Raw genomic sequence first — 12,020 nt, 5'->3', positions numbered from 1 at the left:
ACCGGGCGGGGCGGGGTCGTCTACGATCCAAGGCATGAGTTCGGAACTGCTCGTCGATGTCTCCGCGGGCATCGCCGTCCTCACCCTGAATCGCCCCGCCCAGCAGAACGCGTTGACCCCGGCGATGATCGCCGAGCTGAGCGCGGCATTGCAGCGCTGCGATATCGAGGACGCCATCCGCGTCGTCATCATCACCGGCACCGCGCCCGCGTTCTGCGCGGGCGCAGATCTGTCCGATCGGGTCGGCGAGGTCACCGGCACCATCGATCCGCCGCCGTTCCGGGTGCGTAAACCGGTGATCGCGGCGGTGAACGGGCACGCCGTCGGTATCGGGCTTGCGCTGGCGCTGCAATGCGATCTGCGGTATTTCGCCGACGACGCGGTGTACGGGCTGAGTCAGGTCCGCCGCGGTGTGCTCGCCGACGGCTACGCGCACTGGACCCTGCCCCGCCTTGCGGGCATCGCCAATGCCGCCGACATCATGCTCACCGGGCGCACCTTCGACGGCGACGAGGCCAAGGCGATGGGCCTGGCCAATGCCAGCCTGCCGGGCGCCGAGGTGCTGCCGACGGCGCTTGCGGTCGCGCACGATATCGCCAACGGTTCGGCGCCGTTGACGGCCGCGCTGTCCAAGCGGCTGTTGTGGGAGAGCTTGGATATGACGCCGTCGGTGGTCGGGCGACTGGAATCGGAGCTGAACCAGCACGTCAGCAAGGGCGTCGACGGTGGTGAGGCGATGGCCGCGTTCCGGGAACGCCGCCAACCGGACTGGTCGGGTTCGGTCTCGGAAGAGTGGCCTGCCTGGGATCATCCGGACGAGCCGGAGCGCCCCAGCCTGCACTGAGGGGCGCCCCAGCCTGCACTCGAAGCTAGGCGTACCTCCGCATTCGCTGCGGCCGTGCGCAGTCCGCGGACGGACTGCGTCCGGCTGTGCCCGTTAGGCGTTTCCGCCGATCATGACCAGCAGGAACAGCAACGCCCAGATGATCATCATGACGGTGCCGATGACGCCGAGGATGTAGCCGACCATCACTTGAGCGCGACCACTCAGTGCACCACCGGAGGCATTGATCTGGTCGAGCGCCTGTTTGCCCAGCGCCCAGGCGACCGGCCCGAGGACCCCGCAGCACATCAAGCTCACAACGCCGAGGACCAGGACCATGGTCGCCCGCGGATGCTCGATCGTCTGACCGATGGGCTGATTGGGTATCACCACGAGCCGAATTGTACGGGGGTAGAGCGCATTTCTCCGTCGGCGCTCCGCGTTTCACCGCGATCGCCGAGCCGGCGCGGCGTGTCGCATGGAGTCGGCGACCGGGCGAGCCCGGCCGCACAGCGGATTCAGGCTCGCCGCTGGCGAGCGACTTCCGCGAGAACGACACCCGCGGCCACCGAGGCGTTGAGCGATTCCACCGGGCCGGCCATCGGGATGCTCAGGATGGCGTCACAGCTCTCCCGCACCAGGCGGGACAGGCCCTTGCCCTCCGAACCGACCACGATCACCGTCGGCGTCGCGCCGTCGAACTCGTCGAGGGTGGTGTCGCCGCCCGCGTCGAGACCGACGATCTGATAGCCCGCGGCCGCGAAATCCTTCAGGGTGCGAGTCAAGTTGGTGGCACGGGCGACGGGCAGCCGGGCCGCGGCACCGGCGCTGGTACGCCACGCCACCGCGGTGACGCTCGCGCTGCGCCGCTGCGGGATCACCACGCCCTGACCACCGAAGGCGGCGACCGAGCGGATCACCGCACCGAGGTTGCGTGGATCGGTGATGTTGTCCAGCGCGACCAGCAGCGCGGGCTGTCCCGAACCGCGCACACCCTCGACCAGATCATTGGGGTGGGCGTAACGGTAGGGCGGCACCTGCAATGCGACGCCCTGATGCAATCCGTTGGCGCTGAGCCGATCCAGATCGGTACGCGGCACTTCCAGAATGGAAATACCTGCGTCGGCGGCCATCCGGACGCTCTCGGTCAGCCGCTCGTCGTTCTCGGTACCGACCGCCACGTACAGCGCGGTCGCGGGCACACCGGCACGCAGACATTCGACCACTGGGTTGCGGCCGAGCACCATCTCCGGCCCGTCATCGCTCTTGCGTCCGGCCGTGCGAGTCGGGCGTCCACTCGTACCACCCTGCGTCGCTTTGGCTTTCGCCGCGGCGCGCTTGGCCGCCGGATGATATTTGCGCGCCTCGGCGGGCGGGGTCGCACCCCGGCCCTCCAAACCACGCCTGCGCTTGCCGCCGGAACCGACAACCTGGCCCTTCTTGGTTCCGCCCTTGCGGATAGCGCCTCGGCGCTGCGAATTGCCTGCCATCAGTCGGCCTTTCCTGGCTGTGGGTTGACCAGCGACCATTCCGGGCCGTTGGGGGTGTCGGTGACTTCGACACCCGCGGCTTGCAACCGGTCCCGGACCGCGTCCGCGGTGGCCCAGTCCTTATCGGCCCGCGCCTGCTGACGCCGATCGAGTTCGGCCTCGATCAGGACATCCAGCGCGGCGTTCGCGGCGGAAGAATCACCGGGGGTGTGCCACTGCGGGTCGAGCGGGTCGACGCCGAGAATGGCCAGCATGCCGCGCACCTGGCTCGCATGCTCACGCGCGGTGTCGAGCACACCGGCGTCGAGCGCCTTGTTGCCCTCGTGCACCACATGGTGGATTTCGGCGAGCGCCTTCGGGACCGCGAGATCCTCGTCGAGGGCGGCGGCGAAGGCGTCGGTCCATTTGCCGACCGGGACGTCACCGCCGCGTTCGACCACCCGCTGCACGAAAGCCTCGATGCGCTGGTAGGTCTGCGCCGCGTCGTGCAGAGCCTTCTCGGAGTACTCCAGCATCGACCGGTAGTGCGCGCCGCCGAGGTAGAACCGCAGCTCCACCGCGCGAACCTGCTTCAGCACATTCGGCACCGACAGCGTATTGCCAAGGGACTTGGCCATCTTCTCGCCGCCGAGGGTGACCCAGCCGTTGTGCAGCCAGTACTGAGCGAAACCGTCGCCTGCCGCCTTGGACTGGGCGATCTCGTTCTCGTGATGCGGGAAAACCAGATCCATTCCGCCGCAATGGATATCGAACGACGATCCGAGATAGAACTCCGCCATCGCCGAGCATTCCAGATGCCAGCCGGGGCGGCCGGGACCCCACGGCGACGGCCAGGTGGGCTCACCCGGTTTGGCCGCCTTCCACAGGGTGAAGTCACGCGGATCGCGTTTGCCCGCGCCCGCGCTCTCGCCCTGGTGCACGTCATCGAGACGATGCCCGGACAGGGCGCCGTATTCGGGGAAGCTGACCACGTCGAAGTAGACGTTGCCCGCCGAGGCGTAGGCATGCCCGCGGTCGATCAGCCGCTGCATGAGCTCGACCATCTGGGTGATGTGGCCGGTGGCGCGCGGTTCGGCCGAGGGCGGCAGCACTCCGAGCTGCCGGTAGGCGTCGTCGAAGGCGCGTTCGTGGGTGGCGGCCCACTCCCACCACGGCCTGCCCGCGGCGGCGGCCTTGTTCAGGATCTTGTCGTCGATATCGGTGACATTGCGGATGAACGCGACATCGTGACCGTTGACCGTCAGCCAGCGGCGCAGCACGTCGAAGGCGACGCCGCTGCGCACATGCCCGATGTGGGGTGCACCCTGCACGGTGGCGCCACACAGGTACACCGAGGCATGGCCGGGGACCAGTGGCGTGAAATCACGCATGGTCCGCGTCTCGGTGTCGAATAGGCGCAGAGTCACGGCAGTCGATCCTAGCTGGTATATGGGGTTGCACTGCGGGCGGAGTCATCTGTTCCGACTGCTCCGGGCCGGTGCGGCGGGCGGTCGGAGGGCGGGACTACCGACAGTGCAGCAGGGCGGTCGCCATCGCGGCAACCCCTTCACCGCGTCCGGTGAGCCCGAGACCGTCGGTGGTGGTGCCCGATACCGAGACCGGGGCACCGAGCAGATCGCCGAGGACCTGCTGAGCTTCGGCCCGGCGTGGGCCGATCTTGGGGCGGTTGCCGATGACCTGAACGGCCGCGTTGACCACGTCGTATCCGGCCTCGTCGAGCAGTCTGCGCACTTCTTTCAGCATGGCGGCGCCGGTGACACCCGCCCATTCCGGGCGGCCGACGCCGAAGACCGCGCCGACATCGCCGAGGCCGGCGGCCGACAGCAGTGCGTCGCAGAGTGCGTGCGCGGCGACGTCACCGTCGGAGTGGCCCGCGCAGCCGTCGGCGCCATCGAAGAGCAGCCCGGCCATCCAGCACGGACGCCCCGGCTCGATGGGATGGACATCGCTGCCGATGCCGACGCGCATGTTCATCGGACACCCGCCACCGGAAAGCCGGCGCCGGCCAGGACGGCCTCGGCCAGACGCAGGTCGAGGGGGGTGGTGATCTTGAAAGCGAGTGGATCGCCGGGGACGGTGCGAACCGGGTGGCCGAGACGTTCGACCAGTCCGGCGTCGTCGGTGGCTGGGATATCGGTCGCGTAGGCGGCGCGCAGCAAATCGGCCGCGAACCCCTGTGGTGTCTGAATGGCGCGCAGGGCGGATCGGTCGGGAGTTCCGGTGACGATCCCGTCTTCGTCGACCGATTTGACGGTGTCGACGACCGGTAGTGCGGGCACCACGGCGGGATGGCCCGCGCGCAGCTCAGCGGCCACCCTGGCGATCAGTTCCGGTGGAGTGAGCGCGCGGGCGGCGTCGTGGACCAGGTAGTAGGCGGCCTGCGGTGCGGCCGCGATTCCGGCGCGGACCGAATCGGTGCGTTCGGCCCCGCCGACAACGACGCGAACGGGTGCGGAGGACGGCAGGAGGGCAACTGCGGTCTGCACCAGTTCGGCCGGAACCATGACAATTATCTCGTCTACGGCATTCGAGGCGAGCAGCCCATCGACGGCGGATCTGATCATGGGTGTACCGCCGACCGCGACGAACGCCTTGGGTGTCGATTCACCCAGGCGCACGCCACGGCCGGCGGCAGGCACCAACGCGACCACGCGGCCGCGGCCGTCAGAGCTGTTCACGGTCAGGAAGCTGCTGCGAGGACCTCGTCGAGCAGGATCTCGGCCTTGCCGTCATCTGTCCCCTCGGCGAGCGCGAGCTCACCGACGAGGATCTGCCGGGCCTTCGCCAGCATCCGCTTCTCACCTGCGGACAAACCGCGGTCCTGCTCCCGACGCCACAGATCGCGAACGACCTCGGCCACCTTGTTCACATCGCCGGAGGCGAGTTTCTCCAGGTTGGCCTTGTAACGGCGGGACCAGTTGGTCGGCTCTTCCGTATGCGGTGCGCGTAGCACCTGGAAAACCTTGTCTAGGCCTTCCTGCCCGACGACGTCGCGTACGCCGACGTATTCCGCATTCTCTGCGGGGACCCGAACGGTCAGGTCACCTTGGGCGACCTTCAGGACCAGATACTCTTTCTGCTCACCCTTGATGGTGCGAGTCTCGATTGCTTCGATCAGCGCCGCTCCGTGGTGGGGGTAAACGACGGTGTCTCCGACCTTAAAAATCATGTGTCCCGTGCCCCTTTCGATGTTCACAGTTTAACATGCGGCTCGATAACGGCGCGATCAACTGTGCAGGTCAGGGCCACAACGGGCCAACCCTGGGGCTTGACAGAATCTGGGGGATGTGCATTACGTTGTGCCAGAACGAGTTATCTCCTGGCACTTTCCGCGCCGGGAAACCCAGCGGGACAGTAGCACTGCGCGCGCCCGCGCGCACAAACCGTGAATCGTGACCACCCCGAGACAACCCCTCCGCGCGTCGCCTTCGCGCGCATCCGGGGCGCGCACACGCGAGCGCGCCGACAATCCGAACGCCAACACCCACTCCCCGCGCGCCCGGTTCGCGGCGGCAACTACTACAGTCCCTAGTTGGAGTGAGCCCGCTCGACATGGAGGACAACCCGTGACTGCCCTGAAAGCTGTGACCGCCCCGGCGGCAGGTACGACCCCGCGGCGTCGCATGACGATGGTTGCGGCCCTCGCGGCCGGCGCGGCGCTCGCCCTGACCGGCTGCAGCGCCGGCCAGATCTCGCAGACCGCCGACCAGGTGGCCGCGATCAACGGCAACCACGCCGACGTCGGCTCGATCTCGCTGCGCAATGTGCACATCGTCTTCCCCGGCAGCGGCGAGCACACCAACGTCGAGGGCGGTAAGGCACTGCTCGCGCTGTCGTTCGTCAACAACAGTGCGACGACCGCCGACGAGCTCACCAAGATCAGCACCGATCTGGGCGAAGTGAAGATCACCGCGCCCGAAGGTGGGTCGACGGTGAAGCTGCAGCCGCAGCAGACCGTCGTCGCCGAGGGCGCCGACGCCACCACCACCGCGTCCGGCGAGCACGGTTCCTCGGATGAGCACGGCACCACCACCGCCGCGCCGACCACCACCGCGGCGCCGAACCAGCCCGCCGCCGAGGGCGAGGACCCCGAGGCCGATCCGGCGAAGATCGAGATCACCGGCCTGACCAAGGACATCGTCCCCGGCCTGACCTACACCGTGACATTCGATTTCAAGGAGAACGGCACCGTGCAGATGGAGGTGCCGGTCGACGCGGGCACCGTGGCCGAGCGTCACGAGTCGGACCTGTCCAAGGCGAGCGAAGGCGGCGCCACGGGCGGGCACTGAGCTCCCCAGTTCTCCAGAACGGCCGTCGCACCTGCGGGTGTGGCGGCCGTTCTGCTCTGTCGGTCCCGATGCGTAAGGTGCGCGTGTGGCAAAGACCAAGCCGGTGTTCCAGTGCTCCGCATGCGGGCACGAGGTGGCCAAATGGGTGGGTAAATGCCCCGACTGTGGTGCGTGGGGCACCGTGGAAGAGGTTGCGCCCGCGGTAGCCGCACCGGCCGGGCGGCGGGCCATGCTGCCGACTACGGCGGCCTCGCCCATCTCGCAGATCGATTCCCAGCTCACCGCGGCCCGGTCCACCGGCGTCGAGGAACTGGATCGGGTGCTCGGCGGCGGTGTGGTCGCCGGTTCGGTGGTGCTGCTGTCTGGTGAGCCGGGGGTCGGTAAGTCGACGCTGCTGCTCGAGGTCGCCCATCGCTGGGCTGCCGCCCGCGACGAGCGGGCCCTGTACGTGACCGCCGAGGAATCCGCGGGGCAGGTCCGGTTGCGCGCGGACCGGACCGGCGCGGTGCACGAGCGGGTGTATCTGGCGGCCGAATCGGATCTGTCGATCGTGCTCGGGCACGTCGAGCAGGTGCGTCCGACGCTGCTGGTGGTCGATTCCGTGCAGACCATGCTCGCCCCGGACACCGATGGCGTCATCGGCGGCGTCACTCAGGTGCGCGCGGTGACGGCGTCGCTGACGGCGCTGGCGAAGGCCAGCGGCATCGCGGTGCTGCTGGTCGGCCACGTCACCAAGGACGGCGCGGTCGCCGGGCCGCGCACGCTGGAGCATCTGGTGGATGTGGTGCTGCAGTTCGAAGGGGACAAGAACTCGACGCTGCGCATGGTGCGCGGGATCAAGAATCGTTTCGGCAGTGCCGACGAAGTGGGCTGTTTCGAACTGCACGACGACGGCATCACCGGCGTCGCCGACCCGTCGGGGCTGTTCCTGCATCACCGCACCGATTCGGTGCCGGGCACGGCGGTCACGGTGGCGCTCGACGGTAAGCGTCCGCTGGTCGGCGAGGTCCAGGGGCTGACCGTCGACACCCAGGTGCCCGCACCACGGCGTGCGGTGAGCGGGCTGGACTACAACCGGGTGGCGATGATCCTGGCGGTACTACAGAGCCGCTGCGGGTTCTATGTGGGCAAGCAGGACATCTACGCCGCCACCGTCGGCGGCATGCGTTTGATCGAGCCCGCCGCCGATCTCGCGGTGGCGCTGGCCATCGCCAGCTCGGCCCGCGACACCGCCCTGGAGCCGGGCTGGGTGATCCTGGGTGAAGTCGGTCTCGCCGGTGAGGTCCGCCGGGTCACCGCGACGGCCCGCCGCCTCGCCGAAGCCGAGCGGCTCGGATTCACCACCGCGATCGTGCCGCCGGGGACGGACGCGAAGTCGTCGCCGATGAAGCTGATCGAAGTGACGTCACTGCGCGGGGCGATCCGCTTGGCCGGATTGAGTAAGGGCAAGGGGTAGCCGCTCCCTCAGGCGATGTTGAACGGCTCCGCGGCGCTGCGAATGGCACCGAGCTGGGCGACGACGTTGTACGCGCCGGCCGGGACCTGCAACCGCTCCCCCGCGCATTCCGGCTGGGAGGTGTTGCCGGTCCAGGTGACGGTGAAGGCCGCCTGCTCACCGGGCTTCAACGTGCGCTGGTCCGGTTCGCCGTCCGGGTAGCAGTCGGTGCTGGCCCACAGCCTGCGCTGACCGTCGAGGGTGTGCACGGAGACCTGCTGGAGGCCCGAGCCCATATCGCGGGTGCAGGCGTCGGCGGAGATATTGGTGATCACGATGCCGAATACCGGCTGCTCACCGACCCGGTAGGTGGGCTGGGCGACGGTCACCTTCACCGCAAGCGACTGGTCCGAGCACTGGCCCGCGGCGACCGGCGCACCACTGCTCGGCGTCGCGGATTCGGACGGTTTCGACTCGGGCGCGGCCGACGATTCCTTCTTGGTCGAAGCCTGACCCGCGGGCTTGTTCGTCTCCGTCGACGACGTTGCCGCCGCCGTCGTATCGCCGGGCGAATCTCCACCGCGCGATACCGCGACCACCAGCCAGATCACCAGCACGAGCGCGACGACCAGTACGCCGATGGCAAAAACACGACGCCGCCAATAGATCTCCGGAGGCAGCGGTCCGTTCGGTTCCAGCACGACTCAACGGTAAGCGCACCGCTCGGCACAGCAACTCAGGGGCACGGCGTGTCGGGGCGTGAACCGTGTCGGTCCAGGCCCCTTCACACCCCAGGAGCTGGGCAAATACGAGCGTTCGCGGCTCAGGCGACCTCGCCGATATCGCCGATCGAGCCGTGCAGCTTCGCCTCGCCGTCGGCCAATTTGTAAGTGACACAGGCAATCGCGAGCTGGCCGCTCGCGACCCGGTCAGCGATGATCGAGGAGCGCTGACGCAGCAGGTCGGCGGTCTCGACCACGTGGCGCGCCTCGAGCTCGTCGACGCTGGACAGACCTTCGCGGCGGCCGAGCAGGACAGATGGGGTCACGCGCTCGACGATGCTGCGGATGAACCCGCCCGGCACCTCGCCACCGTCGAGGGCGTCGAGGGTCGCCTTCACCGCACCGCAGCTGTCGTGGCCGAAGACCACGATCAGCGGCACGTTCAGGATTTCCACGCCGTATTCGATGGAACCGAGCACCGAGGAGTCGATGACGTGTCCCGCGGTGCGGACCACGAACATATCGCCGAGGCCCTGGTCGAAGATGAGTTCGGCGGCGACACGGGAGTCTCCGCAACCGAAGAGGATGGCTGTCGGATGCTGGCCTCCGACGAGCTTGGCTCGGTCTGCGGCCCCCTGATTAGGATGCTGCAACGTGCCGTTGACGAAACGGTCGTTGCCGTTGCGAAGGGACTTCCAAGCGCTGATCGGGTTCGACTGAGGCATGTGTCCATTTTGCACAGATTGTGTGTTACCGACGAGTCGGTATCCGTTACGGACCCGAAAACACCGTCTGGCCAGGCCCGAACGAGCACGGTGAGCAGCACATGAGAACGACGCCGATTGGAGTACATGTCCCGGTGGACGCCGACGCCCTGCTGGACTGGTACCGGGTTACCGCGCGTGACCTCCCCTGGCGACACCCCGGGGTGAGCGCCTGGCAGATCCTGATGAGCGAGATCATGCTGCAGCAGACCCCGGTGGCGCGGGTCGAGCCGATCTGGCGGGAATGGGTGGCCCGCTGGCCGGTGCCCTCGGCCATGGCGGCGTCCTCGCAGGCGGAGGTGCTGCGGGCATGGGGCAAGCTCGGATACCCGCGGCGCGCGCTGCGGCTGCACGAATGCGCGCGGGTGCTGGCGACCGAGCACGGCGATCGGGTGCCCGAGGATGTCGAGGTCCTGCTCGGCCTGCCCGGGATCGGCGATTACACCGCGCGGGCCGTCGCGTGTTTCGCGTACGGGCAGCGAGTCCCGGTGGTGGACACCAACGTTCGTCGCGTGGTCGCCCGCGCCGTGCACGGCCGCGCTGACGCGGGCAACCCGTCGGCACGGGATCTGCGCGAGACCGAGGCGCTGCTGCCGGAGCCGGTCCCCCGTGCCGCGACGTTCTCCGCCGCGCTGATGGAGCTGGGCGCGCTCGTCTGCACCGCACGCACCCCCGGCTGCGACGACTGCCCGCTGCCCCGGTGCGCGTGGATCGAGGCGGGCAGGCCTGCGTCGCAGGTGGTGCGGCGGACGCAGAAGTACGAGGGAACCGATCGACAGGCCCGAGGACGGCTCATGGACGTGTTGCGTGATTCGTCCGGGCCGGTGGAACGGGTGCGGCTCGATATGGCCTGGACCCGCGATCCAGGCCAGCGCGATCGCGCTCTGGATTCCCTGCTGGTCGACGGGTTGATCGAGCAGACGGCCGACGGGCTGTTCGCGCTGGCCGGCGAAACCGGGCACGTCGAACCCGGCAGCTGATCGGGCACGGCCCTCTGCGTTGCCGACGTTGATATTCATGCGGCGGCGCGAACTCGACCCACTTACGCGAACTCGACCCACTTACGCGAACTCGAGCCACTTACGCGAACTCGACCCGCTTACGCGCCGTTGATCACACCTTCGTCGCTGCCAGCGACCGCGAGAACGCGGTTCAAGAACCGGCTCACTTCGGCGCGATAACGACCGGGTTGATCGTCGTGGACCAGATGCCCTGCATCGGGGATGAGCACATACTCGGCCCCGGGGTGCACGGCCGCCATCGCCCGCATCTGCCCCGGCGGGGTGATGGTGTACTCACCCTCCAGCAGCAGTGCGGGCACGCGAACTGTGCGCCACTGAGTCCAGAAGTCCCTGGTCCCCCACTCCTCGGAGATATCGCGAAACGTCGACACCGAGCCGTGCAGGCGGTAGCCGTCGGGGCCGCGCTCGAACGAGGCGAGGAAATAGCGTCCGGCGACCGGGCCGAAGAAGTCGAGTACCGCGGCCTCGTCCGGGAACGGCTGCGGCCAGGCCTCGATCATGGCCGCCCAGTGCGCGGCGGTGCGGCCGGTGAAATCGGGGGCCATATCCTCGACCACCAGCGCTTTCACCCGTTCTGGGAACTGCGCGGTGAACATCCAGGCATGCAGCCCACCCATCGAATGCCCGATCACCACCATCGGCTCGGTGATGGGCTCGGTCGCGGCGGCCAGATCGGCGACGAATGCCTCGGTGCTCAGCTCGGCGGGCGCAGGCCTGCCGTGCCCGGCCGCGTCGAAGGTGTACACGTGCCCGAAACCGCGCAGCCAATCCAGATGATCACTCCAGGTGCGGGCACTACCCATCAGGCCGTGCAGCAGCACCAGCGGCGTGCCCGTCCCGCCCTCGTCGTACAACACGTCCGCGATTGTGCCGCACCGGCCGGTGATACCGATCGCACCCGCCGGTCCGCACAGGAGGAAGGTGCACAATCGAGGCATGTCTGTTGTGAAGATCAATGCGATCGAGATTCCCGAGGGCGCGGGCCCCGAGCTGGAGAAGCGCTTCGCCCATCGGGCGCACGCGGTGGAGAACTCGCCGGGCTTCCTCGGCTTCCAGCTGCTGCGGCCGACCGCGGGCGAGAACCGCTACTTCGTGGTCACCCAGTGGGATTCGGAAGAATCCTTCGCGGCATGGCGCGATGGACCGGCCCGCGAGGCACACGCGGGCCAGCAGACCAAGCCGGTCGCCACTGGTGCCTCGCTGCTCGAATTCGAGGTCGTCCTCGACGTCACGGGCAAGGCCTCGTCCGCCGGCTGAGACCATCCCGCAACGGCCGCCGTCGCCACGCTGTATTGACGACGGCCGCTGTGGGGTGTCACAGTTCGAAGGACAAACGCGAAGGTGACGCGGTAATCCGGTGCAATTCCGGAGCGGTCGCGCCACTGTGTTCCAGCCACCGAGTTCGGTGCCGGAAAAGCCAGACACCGGCACCTCCGCGACCACTCGACGGGACGCGAGTTTCCCAAGGAGGACTG

The 12,020-nt window shown here is 68.3% G+C and carries 14 protein-coding genes and 1 riboswitch; of the genes, 5 read left to right on the top strand and 9 right to left on the bottom strand.

Features of this window, described 5'->3' with window-relative positions:
• The first annotated feature begins 34 nt into the window (after positions 1-34).
• Entirely contained in the window at positions 35-844 is an 810-nt protein-coding gene (locus tag ACFXNW_RS03800; protein WP_379415631.1) for an enoyl-CoA hydratase/isomerase family protein, read from the top strand.
• A gap of 93 nt (positions 845-937) precedes the next feature.
• On the opposite strand, the gene ACFXNW_RS03795 is transcribed toward ACFXNW_RS03800, so the two are convergent.
• From ACFXNW_RS03795 to carD, 6 genes are all read right to left on the bottom strand, one after another.
• Complete coding sequence (locus tag ACFXNW_RS03795; protein ID WP_379415630.1) at positions 938-1,216, bottom strand: DUF4190 domain-containing protein; 279 nt, start codon at positions 1,214-1,216, stop codon at positions 938-940.
• A gap of 125 nt (positions 1,217-1,341) precedes the next feature.
• Positions 1,342-2,313: a 23S rRNA (guanosine(2251)-2'-O)-methyltransferase RlmB gene (gene rlmB / locus ACFXNW_RS03790; RefSeq protein ID WP_379415628.1), complete on the bottom strand. Its 972-nt coding sequence runs from the start codon at positions 2,311-2,313 to the stop codon at positions 1,342-1,344.
• Complete coding sequence (gene cysS, locus ACFXNW_RS03785) at positions 2,313-3,719, bottom strand: cysteine--tRNA ligase (protein ID WP_379415626.1); 1,407 nt, start codon at positions 3,717-3,719, stop codon at positions 2,313-2,315. Before cysS ends, rlmB begins: the two co-directional genes overlap by 1 nt.
• Positions 3,720-3,816: 97 nt before the next feature.
• A complete protein-coding gene (gene ispF / locus ACFXNW_RS03780; RefSeq protein WP_163826732.1) occupies positions 3,817-4,281 on the bottom strand; it encodes a 2-C-methyl-D-erythritol 2,4-cyclodiphosphate synthase in 465 nt (154 codons plus the stop codon).
• A gap of 2 nt (positions 4,282-4,283) precedes the next feature.
• Entirely contained in the window at positions 4,284-4,991 is a 708-nt protein-coding gene (gene ispD / locus ACFXNW_RS03775; protein WP_379415625.1) for a 2-C-methyl-D-erythritol 4-phosphate cytidylyltransferase, read from the bottom strand.
• Positions 4,992-4,993: 2 nt separating this feature from the next.
• The gene (carD, locus tag ACFXNW_RS03770) at positions 4,994-5,482 is read right to left on the bottom strand and encodes an RNA polymerase-binding transcription factor CarD (protein ID WP_379415623.1); all 489 of its coding nucleotides are present in this window, start codon (positions 5,480-5,482) and stop codon (positions 4,994-4,996) included.
• A 397-nt stretch (positions 5,483-5,879) separates the two neighbouring features.
• On the opposite strand from carD, the gene ACFXNW_RS03765 reads away from it, so the two are divergent.
• Together ACFXNW_RS03765 and radA are read left to right on the top strand one after the other, a co-directional pair.
• Complete coding sequence (locus ACFXNW_RS03765) at positions 5,880-6,602, top strand: hypothetical protein (protein ID WP_379415621.1); 723 nt, start codon at positions 5,880-5,882, stop codon at positions 6,600-6,602.
• 85 nt (positions 6,603-6,687) lie between these two features.
• A complete protein-coding gene (gene radA, locus ACFXNW_RS03760; RefSeq protein WP_379415619.1) occupies positions 6,688-8,058 on the top strand; it encodes a DNA repair protein RadA in 1,371 nt (456 codons plus the stop codon).
• A gap of 8 nt (positions 8,059-8,066) precedes the next feature.
• Here the strand turns inward: radA and ACFXNW_RS03755 are convergent, their stop codons facing one another.
• Together ACFXNW_RS03755 and ACFXNW_RS03750 are read right to left on the bottom strand one after the other, a co-directional pair.
• Complete coding sequence (locus ACFXNW_RS03755; protein ID WP_379415618.1) at positions 8,067-8,738, bottom strand: hypothetical protein; 672 nt, start codon at positions 8,736-8,738, stop codon at positions 8,067-8,069.
• Between the two features lie 122 nt (positions 8,739-8,860).
• Positions 8,861-9,484: a carbonic anhydrase gene (locus ACFXNW_RS03750; protein WP_379415616.1), complete on the bottom strand. Its 624-nt coding sequence runs from the start codon at positions 9,482-9,484 to the stop codon at positions 8,861-8,863.
• Between the two features lie 101 nt (positions 9,485-9,585).
• On the opposite strand from ACFXNW_RS03750, the gene ACFXNW_RS03745 reads away from it, so the two are divergent.
• Entirely contained in the window at positions 9,586-10,503 is a 918-nt protein-coding gene (locus tag ACFXNW_RS03745) for an A/G-specific adenine glycosylase (protein WP_379415615.1), read from the top strand.
• A gap of 119 nt (positions 10,504-10,622) precedes the next feature.
• Here ACFXNW_RS03745 and ACFXNW_RS03740 read toward each other — a convergent pair whose 3' ends face one another.
• Positions 10,623-11,402: an alpha/beta fold hydrolase gene (locus ACFXNW_RS03740; RefSeq protein ID WP_379415613.1), complete on the bottom strand. Its 780-nt coding sequence runs from the start codon at positions 11,400-11,402 to the stop codon at positions 10,623-10,625.
• Positions 11,403-11,481: 79 nt separating this feature from the next.
• On the opposite strand from ACFXNW_RS03740, the gene ACFXNW_RS03735 reads away from it, so the two are divergent.
• Positions 11,482-11,802 (top strand): antibiotic biosynthesis monooxygenase family protein, encoded by a 321-nt coding sequence (locus tag ACFXNW_RS03735; RefSeq protein WP_379415611.1) that lies wholly within the window; start codon positions 11,482-11,484, stop codon positions 11,800-11,802.
• A 38-nt stretch (positions 11,803-11,840) separates the two neighbouring features.
• A riboswitch (cobalamin riboswitch) is annotated at positions 11,841-11,993 on the top strand.
• Positions 11,994-12,020 lie beyond the last annotated feature (27 nt).

It is taken from the genome of Nocardia sp. NPDC059180, from assembly GCF_042754945.1.
Lineage (GTDB): Bacteria > Actinomycetota > Actinomycetes > Mycobacteriales > Mycobacteriaceae > Nocardia.
Note: the sequence above shows the minus strand (reverse complement) of the source record. Positions and strands in the feature narration are given on the sequence as shown.

Excerpts from the sequence above, each read along its gene's own strand:
- ACFXNW_RS03750 (WP_379415616.1), bottom strand. The coding sequence starts at position 9,484 with ATGCCTCAGTCGAACCCGATCAGCGCTTGGAAGTCCCTTCGCAACGGC.
- ACFXNW_RS03745 (WP_379415615.1), top strand. The coding sequence starts at position 9,586 with ATGAGAACGACGCCGATTGGAGTACATGTCCCGGTGGACGCCGACGCC.
- rlmB (WP_379415628.1), bottom strand. The coding sequence starts at position 2,313 with ATGGCAGGCAATTCGCAGCGCCGAGGCGCTATCCGCAAGGGCGGAACC.
- ACFXNW_RS03735 (WP_379415611.1), top strand. The coding sequence starts at position 11,482 with ATGTCTGTTGTGAAGATCAATGCGATCGAGATTCCCGAGGGCGCGGGC.
- ACFXNW_RS03800 (WP_379415631.1), top strand. The coding sequence starts at position 35 with ATGAGTTCGGAACTGCTCGTCGATGTCTCCGCGGGCATCGCCGTCCTC.
- carD (WP_379415623.1), bottom strand. The coding sequence starts at position 5,482 with ATGATTTTTAAGGTCGGAGACACCGTCGTTTACCCCCACCACGGAGCG.
- ispF (WP_163826732.1), bottom strand. The coding sequence starts at position 4,281 with ATGCGCGTCGGCATCGGCAGCGATGTCCATCCCATCGAGCCGGGGCGT.